The organism is Aquibium sp. ELW1220 (genome assembly GCF_030398385.1).
In the GTDB taxonomy this organism is placed as follows: Bacteria; Pseudomonadota; Alphaproteobacteria; order Rhizobiales; family Rhizobiaceae; genus Aquibium.
In genome coordinates, this window is sequence record NZ_JAOAOQ010000012.1 from 74,293 (window position 1) to 92,422 (window position 18,130).

15 protein-coding genes, 1 pseudogene and 1 other annotated feature are annotated in these 18,130 nt (G+C 66.6%); of the genes and pseudogenes, 5 read left to right on the forward strand and 11 right to left on the reverse strand.

Annotated features, from left to right (window positions below; all coding sequences use genetic code 11):
• Positions 1-173 precede the first annotated feature (173 nt).
• Positions 174-1,079, forward strand: a complete 906-nt coding sequence (locus N1F91_RS13185; RefSeq protein WP_289992744.1) for a site-specific integrase — start codon at positions 174-176, stop codon at positions 1,077-1,079.
• A 3-nt stretch (positions 1,080-1,082) separates the two neighbouring features.
• Complete coding sequence (locus N1F91_RS13190) at positions 1,083-2,276, forward strand: IS91 family transposase (protein ID WP_289992745.1); 1,194 nt, start codon at positions 1,083-1,085, stop codon at positions 2,274-2,276.
• A 763-nt stretch (positions 2,277-3,039) separates the two neighbouring features.
• Here N1F91_RS13190 and N1F91_RS13195 read toward each other — a convergent pair.
• From N1F91_RS13195 to N1F91_RS13220, 6 genes are read right to left on the reverse strand one after another with little or no spacing between them, the layout of a single operon-like run.
• Positions 3,040-3,921: a VOC family protein gene (locus tag N1F91_RS13195; protein ID WP_289992746.1), complete on the reverse strand. Its 882-nt coding sequence runs from the start codon at positions 3,919-3,921 to the stop codon at positions 3,040-3,042.
• Between the two features lie 13 nt (positions 3,922-3,934).
• Positions 3,935-5,242, reverse strand: coding sequence for a TRAP transporter large permease (locus N1F91_RS13200; protein ID WP_289992747.1), 1,308 nt, complete (start codon positions 5,240-5,242; stop codon positions 3,935-3,937).
• 4 nt (positions 5,243-5,246) lie between these two features.
• Positions 5,247-5,726, reverse strand: coding sequence for a TRAP transporter small permease (locus tag N1F91_RS13205; protein WP_289992748.1), 480 nt, complete (start codon positions 5,724-5,726; stop codon positions 5,247-5,249).
• 2 nt (positions 5,727-5,728) lie between these two features.
• On the reverse strand, positions 5,729-6,754 hold the full coding sequence (locus tag N1F91_RS13210; RefSeq protein ID WP_289992749.1) for a TRAP transporter substrate-binding protein: 1,026 nt from the start codon (positions 6,752-6,754) through the stop codon (positions 5,729-5,731).
• Positions 6,751-8,412, reverse strand: a complete 1,662-nt coding sequence (locus tag N1F91_RS13215; protein ID WP_289992750.1) for an FAD-dependent oxidoreductase — start codon at positions 8,410-8,412, stop codon at positions 6,751-6,753. The genes N1F91_RS13210 and N1F91_RS13215 overlap by 4 nt, the downstream gene beginning before the upstream one ends.
• Positions 8,413-8,463: 51 nt before the next feature.
• Complete coding sequence (locus N1F91_RS13220; protein WP_289992751.1) at positions 8,464-9,321, reverse strand: fumarylacetoacetate hydrolase family protein; 858 nt, start codon at positions 9,319-9,321, stop codon at positions 8,464-8,466.
• Positions 9,322-9,428: 107 nt separating this feature from the next.
• Here N1F91_RS13220 and N1F91_RS13225 point away from each other — a divergent pair, with 107 nt between their 5' ends.
• Together N1F91_RS13225 and N1F91_RS13230 are read left to right on the forward strand one after the other, a co-directional pair.
• Positions 9,429-10,163 (forward strand): GntR family transcriptional regulator, encoded by a 735-nt coding sequence (locus N1F91_RS13225; protein ID WP_289992753.1) that lies wholly within the window; start codon positions 9,429-9,431, stop codon positions 10,161-10,163.
• Complete coding sequence (locus N1F91_RS13230) at positions 10,156-11,403, forward strand: MFS transporter (RefSeq protein ID WP_289992755.1); 1,248 nt, start codon at positions 10,156-10,158, stop codon at positions 11,401-11,403. Before N1F91_RS13225 ends, N1F91_RS13230 begins: the two co-directional genes overlap by 8 nt.
• On the opposite strand, the gene N1F91_RS13235 is transcribed toward N1F91_RS13230, so the two are convergent.
• The 4 genes from N1F91_RS13235 to N1F91_RS13250 form a co-directional block, all read right to left on the reverse strand.
• Complete coding sequence (locus tag N1F91_RS13235) at positions 11,393-11,815, reverse strand: hypothetical protein (protein ID WP_289992757.1); 423 nt, start codon at positions 11,813-11,815, stop codon at positions 11,393-11,395. The two genes, N1F91_RS13230 and N1F91_RS13235, sit on opposite strands and share 11 nt — an antisense overlap.
• A gap of 57 nt (positions 11,816-11,872) precedes the next feature.
• Positions 11,873-12,100, reverse strand: a complete 228-nt coding sequence (locus N1F91_RS13240; RefSeq protein WP_289992759.1) for a TetR family transcriptional regulator — start codon at positions 12,098-12,100, stop codon at positions 11,873-11,875.
• A 352-nt stretch (positions 12,101-12,452) separates the two neighbouring features.
• Positions 12,453-13,721, reverse strand: coding sequence for an IS3 family transposase (locus N1F91_RS13245; protein ID WP_289992760.1), 1,269 nt, complete (start codon positions 13,719-13,721; stop codon positions 12,453-12,455).
• Positions 13,284-13,402 (reverse strand) — a sequence feature (AL1L pseudoknot). Its footprint overlaps the gene before it by 119 nt.
• A 341-nt stretch (positions 13,722-14,062) precedes the next feature.
• The gene (locus N1F91_RS13250) at positions 14,063-15,034 is read right to left on the reverse strand and encodes an aldo/keto reductase (protein WP_289992761.1); all 972 of its coding nucleotides are present in this window, start codon (positions 15,032-15,034) and stop codon (positions 14,063-14,065) included.
• 134 nt (positions 15,035-15,168) lie between these two features.
• On the opposite strand from N1F91_RS13250, the gene N1F91_RS13255 reads away from it, so the two are divergent.
• Entirely contained in the window at positions 15,169-16,050 is an 882-nt protein-coding gene (locus tag N1F91_RS13255) for an AraC family transcriptional regulator (RefSeq protein WP_289992762.1), read from the forward strand.
• Positions 16,051-16,515: 465 nt separating this feature from the next.
• On the opposite strand, the pseudogene N1F91_RS13260 reads toward N1F91_RS13255, so the two are convergent.
• Positions 16,516-17,543 (reverse strand): annotated as a pseudogene (locus N1F91_RS13260) (IS91 family transposase); the annotation flags it as partial.
• Positions 17,544-18,130 lie beyond the last annotated feature (587 nt).

Below are 18,130 nucleotides of genomic sequence, written 5' to 3' on the forward strand. Positions count from 1 at the left end.
CTGAAGGCGGACGTTGCGGAGATCGCGGACTGCAGTCAGCTTAGCGCCCCCATGCACGAACCCGCTTCGCGGGAGGGGCGCCTTGGCTTGAGATGGCGTAGTATCCGTAGCCTTTGAGCAGGTGTCGGCGGGTGGGCCGATCCTGGAGTTCCCTTCAACGAGAGGAACTCGCCATGTCTAACCCGTCGATCGATGCACCCGTCTCGCCGCTTCGCCAGCGCATGCTGCACGACATGATCATGCGGGGCCTCGGCTCCCATACGCAGCAGGACTATGTTCGTCACGTCCGCTGCTTCGCCGCGTTCCTCGGCCGCTCGCCCGACACCGCGACGCCGGAGGATATCCGCCGCTTCCAGCTGGATCAGCATGAGAAGGGCGTGGGACCTGCGACCATCAACGGCGCGGTCTCGGCGCTGCGGTTCCTGTTCCTGGTGACCCTGCAGCGCCGGGATCTGTCGCGCGCACTGGTGATCACCCGCTATCACCGCAAGCTGCCGGATGTGCTCAGCGTGGAGGAAGCGGGACGGCTGCTCGAAGCCGCACCGGGCCTCAAGTACAAGGCCGCGCTTGGCGTCGCCTATGGCGCGGGCCTACGTGTGTCCGAGGTCGCGCATCTCAAGGTCGACGACGTCGACTCGGGGCGAATGCTCCTTCGTGTTGAGCAGGGCAAGGGCCGCAAGGACCGCAACGCGATGCTCTCGCCGCAGCTCCTGGAACTCTTGCGGCTGTGGTGGCGCGAAGGCCGGCGGCGCGGGGTCATGCTTCCGCATGGCTGGCTGTTCCCCGGCCGCAGCCGCACCGATCCGGTCTCGTCGCGGCAACTGCACCGCGCCGTCCAGGAGGCCGCCGAGGTCGCCGGCATCCGCAAGCGCGTCAGCCCGCACACGCTGCGTCACAGCTTCGCCACCCACCTGCTCGAACAGGATGTCGATATCCGCGTCATCCAGGTGCTGCTCGGCCACAGCAAGCTTGAGACGACCGCGCTCTACGCCAAGGTCTCGACCCGGACGATCCACGCTGTCACCGGGCCGCTCGACCGCCTGATGGCGCTGATGGAGGGCAAGACGCCGCCGGAGTAAGGCGTGCGCGCCTCGATCGAGGTCGCCGACATCTTCCGCGCAGCAGGGCCTGCATACCGGGCCGCCCATGCAGGGCGCTTAAGCCTCGCCCAGCTCAAGGTGATGTCGGCGATCGAGAACTGCCGCACCGCGGCTCTCGGCGGTCATGTCGAGGCCTGCGAGGACTGCGGCCAGTGGCGCATCGCCTACAACTCCTGCCGCAACCGGCACTGCCCGAAGTGTCAGAGCGCGGCAGCGCGGACGTGGCTTGCCGAGCGCGAGGCGGACCTGCTGCCGGTCGGCTACTTCCACGTCGTGTTCACGCTGCCCGCCGAGGTCGCCGACATCGCGTTCCAGAACAAGGCGCTCGTCTACGACCTGCTGTTCCGAGCGGCGTCGGAGACGATGCTGACCGTCGCCGCCGATCCAAAACACCTCGGCGCACGCATCGGCATCACCGCCGTGCTCCACACCTGGGGTTCGGCGATGACCCACCATCCGCACGTGCACATGATCGTGCCGGGCGGCGGCATCGCGCCGGACGGAAGCTGCTGGATCTCCTCGCGTCCAGCCTTCCTGCTTCCGGTGCGTGTGCTCGGCAAGCTGTTCCGACGGCTCTTCCTCACGCGGCTGGTCGCTCTGTACGACGCTGGGCAGCTCGGCCTCTTCGGCACCCTCGCTCATCTCGCCGAGCGGCGAGCCTTCCTGCACCACCTTGCTCCCGTTCGCGGGAAGCGATGGGTGGTATACGCCAAGGCGCCGTTCGCGGGACCGGAGGCAGTGCTCGCCTACCTGTCGCGCTACACCCACCGGGTCGCGATCTCGAACAGCCGCCTGATCGCCTTCGACGAGAGGGGCGTCACCTTCCGCTACAAGGATTATCGCCGCGACGGCGCAGACCGGCAGCAGGTCATGACGCTTGCAGCAGACGAGTTCATCCGCAGCTTCCTGATCCATGTCCTGCCACGCGGCTTCCATCGCATCCGCCACTACGGCCTGCTCGCCGGCTCCGCCCGCAGGGCCAGCCTCGCGCTCGCCCACAAACTCCTGGATGTCGCCGCGTCGCCTGATGACGACACACCAGGCGAACCGGACGACTACCGCCCGCCATGCCCATGCTGCGGCGGACGCATGATCGTCATCGAGACCTTCGAACGTTGGGGGCAGCCGCGTGGACCGCCGCACGCATCAGCGACGAACCGGGAGACCGCGCCATGACCCGGCATGGCATGGTCGAGCCTACAGCCGCAGACGTTCCGCCTCCGGCAACGAACCCGCGCGCGGCCACAGCAATCGCTGACGCCGACATGGGTCTCCCCGAACCAGTTCCGGGTCGCCTATGTCGCCAATACCGCGCGGAGGCGCAACGAAGCAGCCTGTCCGCATCCTCCATCGCTCCTCCCAGCGCCGGTCGCGCCATCGCCGACATCGGCCGCAGTTCGAAATCCCCATAGCCGTCGATGGTGGCCCGCGGGTTCCTGCATGAGAGGCTTTCGTACGCCTGCCGGCACCCGAAACCCTTCACCATTCTGGACGTACAGCTCTTGATGGTGGCTTCCCGAAAGCAGCCATTGATCGACCCCATGCGCTGACGACGCCGTTCGGGCCATCTTTAGGCAGTAACTTACTTCGCTGATGCGCTAAAAGGCTATGTACGCGACATAACACGCAGTTCGCGTTGTCACTTCCTCAAACGATCGCCGGCGTCACACCGCCATCTATGCAAAAAGCAGCGCCATTCGGCGCTGGGACGGTGGGCTCGCGATTTCCTCGTTTCCGGCTCGCGCGAAAGTCCGTTTCATACGCTGGCAAGTTCCGCGGCGGTGTCACCGGCGATGGTTGAGATGGGGGGCTCATCGCGAAGTCACCACTGCACCGGTTCGTGGAGTTCACTGGGAAGGGGCCACGCGGCGCTGGAACGCCGCGACAGAGAGATTGCTCATTGTCGAAGTGGATGCGGCTTCCTTAGCGAACCGAAGCGTCAGCCTTGCGCTAGGTCGAAGCCGAACTCGACCTCCCAGGCGCTGAACTGCGGATCCCAGCGCCTGGGCTTCATGGGATAGTGCTCGTGCCACGGGCGGGGTTGGCACATGCCGAGTCCCGGAACGAAGACATCCATGTCGGTGTAGAGCTCGATCAGGTTCTTGTCGGGATCGTAGTGGTAGGCCGCTACATTGTGGCCAGCGGTGTGGCGCGATGGGCCCCACTTCGTGGGAACGCCATCGGCGATCAGCCGATCGGCCGCACGGAACTGATGGCTGTTGTCCTGCAGTTGGAAGGCGATGTGGTGGACCTTCGACAGCGGCGCGTTGACGATGTTGACGACATGGTGTTCGTAACTGCAGGTGAGGAAGTTGGCCAGGTCGCCGATCCAGTCGGTTTCCCAGAAGCCCAGGAAATCGCGATAGAAAGCGATGAGTTTGCCCGCCTCCGGCGAGATCACGGCGACGTGGCCGAGGCTCAGCGGCGAAACTGTGCCCGACTTGAAGCCGGGTGCGGGTGCGTCGATCGTTTCATAGAACTGGAAGACGTTGCCTGCTGGGCCTTCCACCTCGACGAGTTCGGCGATGCCGGGCTGGGAATCGGTCTTCCTCTCCGCCTTGAGCCCGAGGGCGCGCACGTCCTTCGCGAAGGCATCGAGGCCAATTCCGGGCGTGAGCTGGTAGCCGAGATGCAGGAGCGACTTGCCGTCGGCCGGCCGCAGGACGATGTCGTGGTGATGATAACCGAGGCTGAGATAGACGGTCCCGTCCTTCTCCCGGTCGACTTCGGTCGTTCCGAACGTGTCGACGTAGTAGTCCCGCGTCCTGGCGAAGTCGGCGACTGCGAGAGCGACGAAACCGAGCTCGAATACCTTGGGCATGCTGGCCTCCATTTCAGTGAAGTTGCGAGGGGAGCCAGAGCGCCAGCTCCGGCCACAGGATGAGCATGGCGATCAGCACGAGGGGCGCGGCGAGGAAGGGGAAGGCGCCGCGATACATCTGCGCTATCGTGATGCCCGGGCTGACGGCCCGGATGACGAAGAGGTTCATTCCCATGGGCGGCGTGATCAGGCCGATCTCGATGAGGATGACCAGCATGACGCCGAACCAGACCGGATCGAAGCCGAAGGACAGGATCAGCGGCAGCGTGATGGGCACGGTGATCAGGATCATCGCTACGCCTTCGAGGAAGCAGCCCATGAGGATGTAGACGGCGCACAGGAGGAGGATCACCCCGGTCGCGCCGATGCCGGCCGACAGCATGGCGGACGAGATCGCATCGGCCACGCCGGTCTGCACGATGAAATAGGAGAACATCGTCGAGGCCATGACGATGAAGATGATGCTCGACACCAGCCGCACCGTCTCGGTGAAGGACAGCGCGAGGTCGCGCAGGCCCATCCGGCGCAAGGCGATGCCGAGGATGATCGCGCCGAGCGCGCCGACGGCGGCCGCTTCCGTCGGCGTGAACCAGCCGGCATAGATGCCGCCCAGCGTCACGACGAACAGAAGCACGACGTGCCAGATGCGGGCGAGCGCCGGCAGCACCGGCTCGCGCGGCGCAGGGGCCGGGGCGGCGTCGGCCTCGCCTTCGGACGTGCGCCGGACGAGCAGCAGCGCCACCGCGCAGTAGAGCACGGTGAGCACCAGGCCGGGCACCAGTGCTGCCATGAAGAGCTCGGCCACCGACTGCTGGGCGATGATGGCGTAGATCATCAGGATGAGCGACGGCGGGATGAGGATGCCGAGCGTGCCGCCGGCCGCGACGGATCCGGCCGCCAGGCTCGGTCGGTATCCGGCCGCCAGCATCTGCGGGATCGACACCTTGCTCATGGTCAGCGCGGTCGCGACCGAAGAGCCGCAGACCGCGCCGAACAGGGCCGAGGCGAAGATCGAGGCGATGGCGAGCGACCCGCGCGTGCCGCGTAAGAGCGCGTTGCTCGCCCGGAAGAGGTCGCTCGACAGGCCGGCGCTGGCGGCCACCGCACCCATGAGCGTGAAAAGCGGGACGACCGAGAAGCTGTAGGCCTGCGCGAGCTCGATAGGGGCGGCGCCCGCCGTGAGGCTGGCCCGGTGGAACCCTTCGACGAGGCCGTAGCCGACATATCCGACCAGACCGAGCGCGACCGCCACGGGCATGCGCAGCATGATGAGGGCCACGAGGACGACGATGCCGATCCAGCTCAGCGTGATGGGTTCCATCGTCCTATCGCTCCCCGCCGGCGATTTCGCGGAGCATCGTCGCCGCGCATGTCAGGATCGAGGCGGCGAAGGCGAAGATGATGAGCGCATAGAGCGGCCAGACCGGCATGCCGAGGTCATATTTGAGGTCGCCGAACTGGCGGGCGTCCAGCATCGGCTGGAAGACGTTCAGTGCGATGGTGCCGAGCAGGATCACCGAGAGAGCGAGGCCCGCGATCTTGAGAAGAGCCAGCGCGCGCCGCGGCACGAACCCGTCGACGAGATCGACGCGGATCTGCTCGTCGCGCAGGAAGGTTTCGGGGAGCCCGAGCATGGCGCTGGCGAGCACCATGATCTCGACCAGCTCCACGACCCCGTGTAGCGGCCTGTTCGCCGCCCATCGGGCGACGATGTCCCAGCAGGTCGCGAGCATCATCACGGCGATGGCGAGCGCACCGACAAACGTGCAGACCCGGGCCAGCCGTTCGAGGGTGCGCCTCGCCATGGTCAGAGCTCGGCCATCTTCGCCTTGATCTCGGCGATCATCCCGTCGATGTCCTGGCCCGCGGCCTTCAGATCGGCGATCTGCTTGTCCGCGACGGGCTGCAGGGCGGTCCGGAAGGCTCTCGCGGCGTCGCCCCTGAGGTCGATCACTTCGATCCCGGCGTCCTCCATGAACTTCCGGCCGACACCCTCGGCGGCGTCGTAGAGCCCGCCGACCCGTGCGGCGGCATCGGGGCCCGTGGTCTCGGCGATCGCGCGCCGCCCTTCCTCGGGCAGACCGGCGAGCCTGTCACCGTTCATGACGAGCGCGAAGTAGCCGACGGAGTTGGCGAGCGTGCTGACCTTGGTCACCGACTGCTGGAGCTGGAACGCCTTGCCGCCCTCGAAATTGAAGATGGCGCCGTCGACGACTCCCTTGGCGATCGCGTCGGCCAGTTCGGTCGGCGGGATGGTGGCCGGCGAGGCACCCAGCGCGGCGATCTGGGCAGTAGCTGCGGCACTGGTCGGGCGTATCCGGAGGCCCTTCATGTCGTCGGGCGTGCGGATCAGCTTGTCGCGCATGAACCAGCCGCCCGAAGTCGTGACGACGGCGTAGAGCAGTTCGATCCCCTGGAACTCGGCCGCGGTGCGGGCCTTGATCGACGTGGCGATCCGCGAGGCCTCGGCAGTGGTGACGGGGTTTCCCTCCTCGTCGGCGAAGAGGAACGGCAGGGACAGCGCGTCAACGAGCGGGAAGCGTCCCGGCGTCAGCGCAGTGAAGATGAAGGAGATGTCGGACACGCCGGTGCGGGCGAGGTCGTACTGGCGCGGCGGCGGTCCCATCTGCCCGGCCGGAAACACCTCGATGTCGGCCGCGCCGCCGGACTTCTCGCGGACCTCGTCGGCCCAGCGCATCAGCTCGGCGTTGATCTGGTGCTGCGGCGGCAGATAGTGCGACAGCTTGAGCTTGCCCGCCTGCGCGCGCCCGATCGCCGGCATGGCCAGCGCCGCGGCGGTCGCCGCCACGAATCCACGTCTCGTAAGCTTCATTTTCCTCTCCCTTTTGCTGTAGCTGCCGCCATTCGCGGGTCCGTCGCAGGCTTGCCGCGGATGCGGTCGAGCAAGGCTGCGGGCGCGGCTAGCCGGCTTCCGCGCCAGGCGACGTGCTGGTCGGGGCGGACGAGCGCGTAGTCGGCGCCGTAGCGTTCGCGCACCGCCGCGTCGCGCGGCGCAAACAGCGTCAGCGGCAGGTTCCGCTCGGCCGCGGCCTCCGTCAGCTCCCGCTCCGCCGCCGCGTCGGGCTCGCCGAGCCGCAGCAGCGTGAAGCCCGCGCCGAAATGGTCGTAGAGCGCCGATCCGTCGTCCAGCCACGCATGCGGCGCGAGCGAGCCGGGATAGGCCGTCGGCGTGTAGCGCGTCACCGAAAATGCCGGCGGATCGCCCGCCTCGTCGACCACGACCAGCGGCGAGGCGTAGCGGTAGCCGAGCACGACGCCGAGCGAGCGGAACTCGGGCGCCTTCGCCTCCTCCACGGCCCTGGCGGCGGCCGCACGCGCGTCCGCGCCTTGCGGCGTGTCGTCGCCGAGGCCCGGCGCGAGGAACTTGTCGCTCAGCGCCGCGACGTTCTCCGTCGATGTCTCGATGACCAGGCGATGCGCAGGCTTGCGTTCGGTCTCGTAGCTGTCGAGCAGGTCGTCCCCGGCCCATCCCTCGAGCGCGGCCGACAGTTTCCAGCCGAGATCGACCGCGTCGGCGATGCCCAAGTTCATGCCGTGCCCGCCGAAGGGCGAATGGAGGTGGCAGGCGTCGCCGGCCAGGAACACGTCGCCGTCGCGGTAGCGGTCGGCCAGGAGCTTGTGCACGGTCCAGGGGTCGCGCGCCAGGATCTCCATGGCGAAGTCCCTGCGCATCGCCTTGCGGACGGTGGCGAGCAAATCCTCGTCGGACATCTCCCGGCCCGGCGGCAGAGGCATGCCCCAGAACCAGACGTCCTCCTTGTCCATCGGTCCCATGACGCATGGCGCGTCGGGACTGACCAGCCAGTGGAACAGCGCCGGCTGCAGCGCCGGGTCGGCATTGAGGCCCGGGATGCGCAGGATCAGCGTCACGAAGGACACCAGCGAGTGCAGGCCCTGCATCTGGATGCCAAGCAGCTTGCGCACGCTCGAGCGGGCGCCGTCGGCGCCGACCAGGAAGCGCGCCGTCACCCGTTCGACCAAATCGGTTTCGAGATCCCGCACCGTGGCGGCCAGCCCGCCTCCGGCCATCCGCTCGAACGATTCCAGCCGCGTGTGGAAGCGGACGGTGGCGAGCGGATGCGCCGTCACGTGGTCGAGCAGGATGCCTTCGACGACGTATTGCGGAATGAACTCGGCATGTTCGGGAAAGCGCTCGTCGCGGACGGGCGAGGCGCAGAAGGCATTGTCGAAGGCGAAGATGTCATGGCCGAAGAGGCCCGTCGCGAAGCGGACGCGGCGCGGGAAACCCGGCGCGAGCGGCGAGCGGCGGCGCATTTCGGGCGCCAGGCCCCAGCGCCGCATGTGCGTCATGGTGCGCACGTTGGTGGTCTTGGCGCGCGGCTGCACGCCGACGCGGTCGTTCTGCTCGATGACGCAGACGCTATGGCCGCGCGCGGCGAACTCCGTGGCGAGCGCCAGGCCTACCGGCCCTCCGCCGATCACGGCGACGTCGTAATCCCAGTTCCTCACATGCTCCTCCCGCATGAAGTCGAGGTCTGTCGTGCCCTTGGGCGGGCCTCGTCACCCGCCTTGCGACACGATCCTGTTCCTCAGCGTCCCGATGCGCTCGATCTCGACCTCGCAGATGTCGCCGGGCTTCATGAACACCGGCGGCTTGCGCGCGGCGCCCACGCCCGAGGGCGTCCCAGTCACGATGACGTCGCCGGCCTCCAGCGTCATGGCGATGCTGAGCAGCGAGACGAGCTTGCGCACGTCGAAGATCAGGTCGCTCGTGCTGGCGCTCTGCATGACTTGGCCGTTGAGCCGGGTCTCGATGTGCAGGCCGGCCGCGCCATCCGGCAGTTCGTCGGCCGTGACGAAGACCGGGCCGAAGCCGCCGGTCCCGTCGAAGTTCTTGCCCACAGTCCATTGCGGGGTGCGCAGCTGGAAGTCGCGGATCGAGCCGTCGTTGAAGATCGAGTAGCCGGCGATGTGGTCGAGCGCGTCGGCCTCGGCGATCTCGCGGCCGCGCTTGCCGATGACGGCGACCATCTCGCCCTCGTAGTCGAACGCGTCGGAGGCGTTCGGCTTCACCAGCGGCGCACCATGCGCGACCAGCCCCGAATTGAAGCGGGCGAAGACGGTGGGGAAGTCGGGCGCCTTCATGGCGCTTTCGGCGGCGTGGTCGCTGTAGTTCAGGCCCACGCACAGGATCTTGGAGGCGCGCGTCAGCGGCGGCCGGTGGATGGCCGACGCGGGATCGACCGACGAACCCGCCTGCAGCCGCCTAGCCGCGCCGGCAAAGTCGCCGCTGCGCACGATGTCGTCGAGGGTGCCCGGAAAGGCCTCGGACGACGCCAGCAGGCCCCGGAACTCGCCGGTTCCCGTGTCGACGGCCAGGCCGCCCGTTCCATCGACTTCGTAACTGAGGAAGCGCACGACACCATCCATTGCGATCTGCGTTTCCAATGCACTTACGGCGATAAAAAGTATCAGTCAACAAAAAATACATTTTTTTGGCCGGCCAAGTCGGATATGGTGACGCCATGAAATCCCCCGACGAGACGGACGGCGTCAGCGTCCACAAGAGCATGACCTCGCGGACCTACGACAGGCTCCGCCACGCGATCATCACCGCGCGCTACCGGCCCGGGGAGAGGCTGCGCATCGACGCGCTCAAGGAGGAATTCGACGCCAGCCTTGGCGCGGTGCGCGAGGCACTGGCGCGGCTGACCTCGGAGGGACTGGTGACGGCGGAGCCGCAGCGCGGGTTCTCCGTGTCGCTGATCTCGCGTCAGGACCTGATCGACCTCACCCAGGCGCGCATCGTCATCGAGACCACCTGCGTGGAGTCCTCGATCGCCAACGGCAATCTCGCCTGGGAGGGCAGAGTGCTCTCGGTGGCGCACCAGCTTTCCAGGCTCACCCTGTCGATCGGCAAGGTGAGCGCGGACACCGAGACGTGGCATCGCTATCACGAGCGCTACCACGACGAGATCGCGTCGGCCTGCACCAACAGCTGGTGGCTGCGGCTGCGCAAGCAGCTCTTCGTGCAGTCGGAGCGTTACCGCCGGCTGTCGGGCCCCTTCGCCGAGTACGACCGCGACATCGACGCCGAGCACCGCGCCATCTCGGCGGCCGTGCTGGCACGCGACGGCCCGCGCGCGAAGACGCTCCTTGCCGACCATCTGCGCGTGACGACAGACATTCTGCTGGCCTCCAAGATGCCGTTCTCCTCCGATCCCGCCCCGGCTCAGCTAGCCAGGTCCGCCGGTGGGTGAAGCGGCCCTGTCGAAGCCGGCCGGACGCCAAGGCTACCGCTGGTTCCTGCTCTTCGGCATCTGGCTCGTCTATTTCTGCTTCGGGCTGGTCGCCGCGTCGATGGCGCCGCTCATCCCCGTCATCAGCGCCGAACTCGGCATCTCCAACGCCGGCATGGGAGCGATCCTCGGCGCCTGGCCGCTCGTCTACATCGCCGCCGCCATTCCGTGCGGGGTGATCCTCGACCGGCTGACGGCCCGCTGGTCGCTGCTCGTCGGCAGCGCGATCGTCGGGCTGTCGGCGCTCCTGCGCGGCTTCGCCTGGGACGAGCTTTCGCTCTTCGCGGCCGTCGGGCTGTTCGGGATCGGCGGACCGCTCATCTCCGTCGGCGCGCCGAAGCTGACCGCCCGATGGTTCGACGGGCGCGACCGGGGCAGCGCCATCGGCATCTACACGACCGGCCCGGCGCTCGGCAGCGCGGCCTCGCTGGCGCTCATGACGAGCGTGCTCATGCCGCTCTTCGACCAGGACTGGCGCATGGTGATGGTCGCCAACGCCGCCGTGGCCTTCGCAGCGGGCGCCGCATGGTTCCTGCTCGCCAGCCATCCGCTGGCCGACCCCGCGCCAGCCGCCGACGCGATCGCGCCGCGCGCCTTCGACCCGGGCACCGCGCTCGCCCTCCTCGCCAAGCCGTCCGTGCAGGTGCTGCTCGTCATGGGCGTCGGCATCTTCCTGATCAACCACGGGTTCAACAACTGGCTGCCCGAGATCCTGCGCGCCAAAGGACTCACGGCAGCGGAGGCCGGGCTCTGGGCGTCGCTGACGCAGATCGTCGGCATCGCCGGGTCGCTGGTCGTGCCGCGCTATGCCGTCGCGGGGCGGCGGCTGGCGCTGATCGGGCTCATCTTCGCCGGCATGGCGGCCGCCAGCCTGCTGCTGCTCCTGCCCGCGGGCGCAGCCCTGGTCGCCTCGCTCGTGCTGCTCGGTATCGCGCGCACCTCGGCCACGGCGATCGTGATGCTGCTCCTGCTCGACCTGCCGGGCATCGACCGGAAGCGGCACGGCCTGCTCGGCGGCCTGTTCTTCGTCGCGGCCGAGATCGGCGGCGTCCTCGGTCCGACGACGATCGGGCTGCTGTCCGACCGCAGCGGCGGCTTCGCGAGCTCGCTTTGGGCCCTCTCGGCAACCGGCATCCTCCTCGTCACGCTGGCGGGGCTGCTCGCGCGGGTCGGCCACCGCGGGCACGCCATCACTCGCTGATCAGCGCCCAGAAGTCGGAATCGCCCGAGATCGGCAGCTCGGGCACCTTCATCCGGCAGACACGCCGCGCCCGTTCGGCGTCGACCCCCAGGCCGATGAAGGGGACCATCAGTGTCTCGCGCACATGGTCGGGCTGTGTCCTGCCCAGGATGACCGGCTGAATGCTGCGGACGAGGCCGCCCAGGATTGCGTCATGCGCAACCTGCACCGCGGAAAGCCGAAAGTCTCCGTTGCCTGCGGCCATCTGGATGTCGTGCGGGAGGTAGACGTCGACCAGCTTGCCGCCCGCCTCACCCTGGGTGCCCACCTGAACGATGAAGCGCCCCCCGGCCCCGCTCTCGATGGCCAGCGACATGTAGGCGAGGCAGCCCGCGGCGATCCGCTCAAGCGGATCGTCGAAGGTCAGCACCATCTTGTCGATCACCTCCAGCACGCCGTCCGAAACCCCGGCGTTGACAGCCTGCAGCAGTTAGTGGATCGAGCGGAAATGGTTGTAGAAAGTCCCGCGCGACACGCCGGCCTGCTCGATGAAATCGTCGATCGAGGCGGCGTCCGGGCTCTTCTGTGCAAACACCGCGACCGCTGCCGCCACAGCTTGCGGCGCGTCTGCTCGCGCCGCACGATTCCGTTGCGCGTGCGGTGATCGCCATTCACGGCTTCGTCGATCGGGGCGGTCTGGTCGTGGGGCCGCATTCATGCGCGTCTCCCCTGGGCCGATTGCGGCAACACGAGCCGGAAGTCATCTAGTCGGTCATTCCGGTAGCCGGCCAGAAGCAGCGGCTCTCGGAAGACATTCAAGCCAGTGCAGATGTCCAATATGGGGTCGACTCCTGCCAGACTCCGGTCACGGGGCGTCCCGCGCGCCTGCACGGCTCGATCGGGGTGATTCCCGCTGGGCGGCTTTCAGTGAGCTAGGGACAAAGGACTGCACCGCTCATCTACAGCGGCTTTCGGGATATCCGATAGACGGACGCGGGTGGAAAGTTCAGCAGCGCGCGTCCGATGAGCTTTGAACCGCCCCGGGTTTGCCGGAGGCTGTTTCGTTTGAGTCACGCTGCCATGGCCGGTTCCTCCAGCATGGCGTAGTAGCGTTCCTCGGCTTGGGCCGGCGGGATGTTGCCGATGGGCTCCAGCAGCCGGCGATTGTTGAACCAGTCGACCCAGGTCAGGGTGGCGAACTCGACAGCCTCAAAGCTCCGCCACGGTCCCCTGCGATCGATGACCTCGGCCTTGTAGAGGCCGTTGATCGTCTCGGCGAGAGCGTTGTCGTAGGAGTCGCCGACACTGCCAACGGAGGGTTCGATGCCAGGTTCGGCCAGTCGCTCGGTGTAGCGAATGCTGACATATTGAGAGCCCCTGTCGGAATGATGCACGAGGCCGCCGCGATGAATGGGCCGCCGTTCGTGCAGGGCCTGTTCGAGAGCATCGAGGACGAAGCTCGCGTGCGCCGTCCGGCTCACCCGCCAGCCGACGATCCGACGGGCGTAGGCGTCGATGACGAAGGCGACGTAGACAAAGCCCGACCAGGTGCTGACGTAGGTGAAGTCCGACAGCCAGAGCCTGTTCGGTGCCGGGGCATGGAACACCCGGTTCACATGGTCGAGCGGGCATGGCGCCGCCTTGTCCTGCACCGTGGTGCGGACGATCTTGCCGCGGATGACGCCCTGAAGGCCCAAGTCGGCCATCAGCCGCTCGACCGTGCAGCGTGCGACAGCGAAGCCTTCGCGTAGCATCTGACGCCAAACCTTGCGCGCGCCATAGACCTCGAAATTCTCGGCAAAGACGCGCTCGATCTCGGGCTTCAGCATCAAGTCCCGCTTCGCCCGCGCCGACAGCCTCTCGGGATCGAGACGCTTGGCGACGTGGTCGCGGTAGGTCGACGGGGCGATCGGCAGCACCCTGCAGATCGGCTCGACCCCATGCGCCTCGCGGTGATCGTCGATAAACGCGATCATCGCTTGAATGGGCGGTCGAGCTCCGTCCCGCTGCCCGGCAGGCGTTTGCTTGCAAACGCCGAGAGGGGGGGCAAAGTAAGCGCTCGCCTTGCGCATAACCTCGTTGGCCTGCCGAAGCTCACGGTTCTCCCGCTCCAGAGCCTTCAGCTTCGCTACCATGTTCGTCGGCATACCGGCCCGTTTGCCGGCGTCGACCTCCGCCTTCGTCACCCACTCGTTCAGCGTTTGGCCCGTGCAGCCGATCTTGGACGCGATCGACATGATCGCCGCCCAGCGGGAGGGGTGTTCATGTTCGTGATCCAGCACCAGCCGCACGGCTCGCTGGCGCACTTCCGGGGAAAACTTGTTCGTCGTCTTGCTCATGATGGCTCCATCCTACTCATGAGTTGGAGCCTCCGGCAAACCCGGGGCGGTTCAATCGTGGTGCGGCCAACCGCTCAGGACTGAGTGCAGAAACGACGGAATCTTGGCGCCGAACAGAGGCTGAGGGTCTAGTCCTGCGTCGTCGGTCGGACAGTTCGCAATGAGGTCGACTCCTGCCAGTCCCCGGTCGGGCGCGCCGCGCGCGCCTGGACGGCTCGAACGAGGCGGTTTGACGTCTGTCCCCTTCTGGTCTCGCAATCACCTTCATCTGACATCGACGTGTGAAGCCTCTCGTCAAGGGCAGTTATGGGTGGCGGGCAATGCCGGCCACCCAACGTTTGTCAAACCCAGTCTGGGACCATATCGCCGGCGTAGCGCGCGCCGAAAGCGCCATCAGGCAGGATACTGCCGATATGGACCAGTTCATCGGCGGCCAGGGTGACGTTTGCAGCAGCCAGGTTTTCTTCGAGGCGCTCGATCCGGCGTGTACCGGGGATCGGCACGATGTTGTCGCCCTGCGCCAGGATCCAGGCCAGCGCCAGCTGGGACACCGTGATTCCTTTGACCTGGGCCAGGGCTTCAAGCTGGCGAACCGCATCGAGGTTCCTTTCGAAATTTCCAGGCTGCCAACGGGGATCAGAGCGACGCATGTCGCTCTCTTCATAGTCGGCGGCCGGCCTGACGGCACCGGTGAGGAAGCCGCGGCCCAGCGGCGAATAGGGCACAAAACCGATGCCCAGTTCGCGCAAGGTCGGGAAAAGCGTTTCGACGTCGCGCTCGAACACCGAATATTCGGTCTGCAGTACTGTGACGGGCTGCACGGCATGGGCTTTGCGAATGGTTTGCGGCCCAGCTTCGCTGAGGCCAAAATACTTGACCTTGCCCTCGGAGATCAGGTCCTTGACCGTGCCTGCGACTTCCTCGATCGGCACATTGGGATCGACGCGGTGTTGGTAGAGAATGTCGATCTGCTCGACGCCGAGATAACGCAGGCTGTTCTCGGCGACCTTGCGGATATGCTCGGGCTGGCTATTGGCGCCGAACGTGCCGTTATCGAAGGTGAAGCCGAACTTGGTGGCAATGGTGATGTCGTCGCGAAAGCCTTTCACGGCCTGGCCGATGAACTTCTCGTTCTCGCCCCAGCCATAGAGTTCGGCGGTGTCGAAAAAGGACACACCCAGATCATAGGCGCGCTTGACGAGGTCGAGGCCCGACTGGGCGTCGGCCGCGCCATAGGCCAGGTGAAACCCCATGGCACCGTATCCGATAGCCGAAACGTCCGGTCCGTTCTTGCCGAGTTTGCGCTGCTGCATCGCAATATCCTTTCCTGCGTGTACTGCCGGAATGTAGGACGAGAGGCGCCGGACTGGATGTCTGATGGTCCCGAATGATTGCCTGATCCTGCCGATCACTTGACCTTTTGAGGCAAGCACCGTCGGATAGCGGCATGACAGACCTCGACGATATCCGCGCCATCGCCAGGCGCCATGCAGGCCCGCCGAATCCGGCCATGCCGCGGCTTCACATTTATCGCGTCGACAACCCCACCGATGTCGGCGGGCTGATCTATGAGCCGGTTGTCTGCCTGCTCGTCCAAGGGCGCAAGCGCACTTTCATCGGCGATGGCACATTCGAATATGGTGCCGGCGAATGCATCGTGGTGGCCGCCGAGGTCGCGGCCATGGGGCAGGTCTGCGAAGCCTCGACGGACGAGCCCTACCTGGCGGTCAATCTCTATCTCGACCCAGCGGTGATCGCGACCATCCTGCTCGACATGAACGGTTTTGCCGAACCCGCCATAGGGTCCGCCTTTGGCGTGGCCAAGGCGGGACCGGCGCTGCTCGAGACCTGGCGCCGCTTCATCAGTCTGCTCGACCGCCCGGACGAAATCGCGGTTCTGGCGCCACATCTTGAGCATGAGTTGATGTTCCGGCTGCTGATGGGCCCGCACGGCACTCTGCTGCGCCAGATGGCCGGGGCCGACACCCGCCTGGCGCATATCCGCCGCGCCATGGCATGGATTCGCCAGCGCTATGCCGAGCGGCTCAGCGTTGACGCCATGGCTGCGGTTGCCGGCATGAGCGTGTCGGTGTTTCATCGTCGGTTCAAGGCGCTGACCGATGTCAGTCCCTTGCAGTATCAAAAGCAGATACGGCTCCACGAAGCGCGCCGCCGTCTGGTCACCGAGCACGCCGAAGCCGCCATCGTGGGCTACGCGGTTGGATACGAAAGTGCGTCCCAATTTTCGCGGGAGTATAAGAGACTGTTTGGCGCCCCGCCGCGCCGCGACGTCGACACCTTAAAGTCAGCCGTTGAGGCCGGTCCTTGAAGACCTCGTGATCTCAATCGCCATCCTCGGCAGCTTTCGGCACACCATAGAAGGGCGAACGACGGCAATGGGGTCGTGCGTTGACGAGGCAAACTTTGCCCGATGACGCTAAGCTGTAACGGCGGCTTACCGCCGAGCGCTTCCCAGAACCGGACCGTCCGGTGTCGTGAAGAGTTTCGGGCGCCGGCAGGCGTACGAAAGTCCCCGAGGAAGGAACCCGCGAGCCACGATTCGATGGCTATGGAGATTTCGATCTGCGGCCGATGTCGGCGTTGGCGCGACCGGCGCTGGGAAGCGCGATGGTGGATGCGGATAGGCCGCTTCGTTGCGCCTCTGCGCGGTTTAGGCGACCCGGAACTGGTTCGGGGAGACCCGTGTCGGCGTCAGCGATTGCCGTCGCCGCACGCGAGTTCGTTCCCGGAGGCGGAACGTCTGCGGCTGTAGGCTCGACCATGCCATGCCGGGTCATGGGGCGGTCTCCCGGTTCGTCGCCGACGCGTGCGGCGGTCCACGCGGCTGCCCCCAACGTTCGAAGGTCTCGATGACGATCATGCGTCCGCCGCAGCATGGGCATGGCGGGCGGTAGTCGTCCGGTTCGCCTGGTGTGTCGTCATCAGGCGACGCGGCGACATCCAGGAGTTTGTGGGCGAGCGCGAGGCTGGCCCTGCGGGCGGAGCCGGCGAGCAGACCCCCGGATCAAGTCCGGGGCAGGCTCCATGCCGGATGCGATGGAAGCCGCGTGGCAGGACATGGATCAGGAAGCGGCGGATGAACTCGTCGGCCGCAAGCGTCATGACCTGCTGCCGGTCCGCGCCGTCGCGGCGATAATCCTTGTAGCGGAAGGTGACGCCGTCCTGGTCGAATGCGATCAGGCGGCTGTTCGAGATCGCGACCCGGTGGGTGTAGCGCGAAAGATAGGCAAGCACCGCCTCCGGTCCTGCGAAGGGCGCCTTGGCATACACGACCCAGCGCTTCGTCCGGACAGGAGCAAGGTGGCGCAGGAAGGCTCGGCGGTCGATGAGGTGCGCCAAGGTTCCGAAGAAGGCGAGCCGCCCGGCGTCGTGGAGAGCGATCAGCCGGGTGAGGAACAGTCGGCGGAACAGCTTGCCGAGCACGCGCACCGGAAGCAGGAAGGCCGGCCGCGAGGAGATCCAGCGGCTTCCGTCCGGCGCGATGCCGCCGCCCGGCACGATCATGTGCACGTGCGGATGATGGGTCATCGCCGATCCCCAGGTGTGGAGCACGGCGGTGATGCCGATGCGCGCGCCGAGATGCTTCGGATCGGCGGCGATCGTGAGCATCGTCTCCGACGCCGCCTTGAACAAAAGGTCGTAGACGAGCGCCTTGTTCTGGAACGCGATGTCGGCGACCTCGGCGGGCAGCGTGAACACGACGTGGAAGTATCCGACCGGCAGCAGGTCGGCCTCGCGCTCGGCAAGCCACGTCCGCGCTGCCGCGCCCTGACACTTCGGGCAGTGCCGGTTGCGGCAGGTAATGGGCGACGCCCATTACCTGCCTTATGGGCAAAGCCGGTAATGGGGAGCTGCCAATCGCGATCACCGTATTTTCCTGTGCATTGCCGCTCTCGATCTCTCCATTACAAGTCGCCCGTGCGGCCCCGTTGGGTCGGCCACTGATGGCTGATCACATACGGAGACGGACATGTTGGAAACATACTTCTCGGCAGCGAAGATGCTGGGGCATCTGCGAAGTGGGCCGAGCGGGCCGTACCTTGACGGGTTTGCAGCGGCGCTTGAGCGGCAGGGCTATGGCCCCGAGACAGCGGTTCGCTATTTGCGAGCGGCGGCTCACATCGGCCATTTTGTGGCCGAGCAAGGCGCGGGCCCGACGGACGTTGATCTCGCCGCGTTCGGCGAACACGTGCGGACTTGCCGGTGCCCACGCGCCAAAGGCGGCCGGCGCAACCATCACACCATCTACGGTGCAAGGTTCTTTCGTCGACACCTCGTCGAGCTCGGCCTTTGCCAGTCCGCAGCCGTGGGGGCAGCACCCGCTGAGCCGCAGCTGGTCGCCGACTTCAAGACGTGGCTGCGCAAGCATCGCGGCGCATCCGATGCCA

Bases quoted from the DNA above. Each gene is read 5' to 3' on its own strand.
- N1F91_RS13205 (WP_289992748.1), bottom strand. From the start codon at position 5,726: ATGGCGAGGCGCACCCTCGAACGGCTGGCCCGGGTCTGCACGTTTGTC.
- N1F91_RS13195 (WP_289992746.1), bottom strand. From the start codon at position 3,921: ATGCCCAAGGTATTCGAGCTCGGTTTCGTCGCTCTCGCAGTCGCCGAC.
- N1F91_RS13250 (WP_289992761.1), bottom strand. From the start codon at position 15,034: ATGCAGCAGCGCAAACTCGGCAAGAACGGACCGGACGTTTCGGCTATC.
- N1F91_RS13225 (WP_289992753.1), top strand. From the start codon at position 9,429: ATGAAATCCCCCGACGAGACGGACGGCGTCAGCGTCCACAAGAGCATG.
- N1F91_RS13255 (WP_289992762.1), top strand. From the start codon at position 15,169: ATGACAGACCTCGACGATATCCGCGCCATCGCCAGGCGCCATGCAGGC.
- N1F91_RS13235 (WP_289992757.1), bottom strand. From the start codon at position 11,815: ATGGTGCTGACCTTCGACGATCCGCTTGAGCGGATCGCCGCGGGCTGC.
- N1F91_RS13240 (WP_289992759.1), bottom strand. From the start codon at position 12,100: ATGAATGCGGCCCCACGACCAGACCGCCCCGATCGACGAAGCCGTGAA.
- N1F91_RS13210 (WP_289992749.1), bottom strand. From the start codon at position 6,754: ATGAAGCTTACGAGACGTGGATTCGTGGCGGCGACCGCCGCGGCGCTG.
- N1F91_RS13185 (WP_289992744.1), top strand. From the start codon at position 174: ATGTCTAACCCGTCGATCGATGCACCCGTCTCGCCGCTTCGCCAGCGC.
- N1F91_RS13200 (WP_289992747.1), bottom strand. From the start codon at position 5,242: ATGGAACCCATCACGCTGAGCTGGATCGGCATCGTCGTCCTCGTGGCC.
- N1F91_RS13245 (WP_289992760.1), bottom strand. From the start codon at position 13,721: ATGAGCAAGACGACGAACAAGTTTTCCCCGGAAGTGCGCCAGCGAGCC.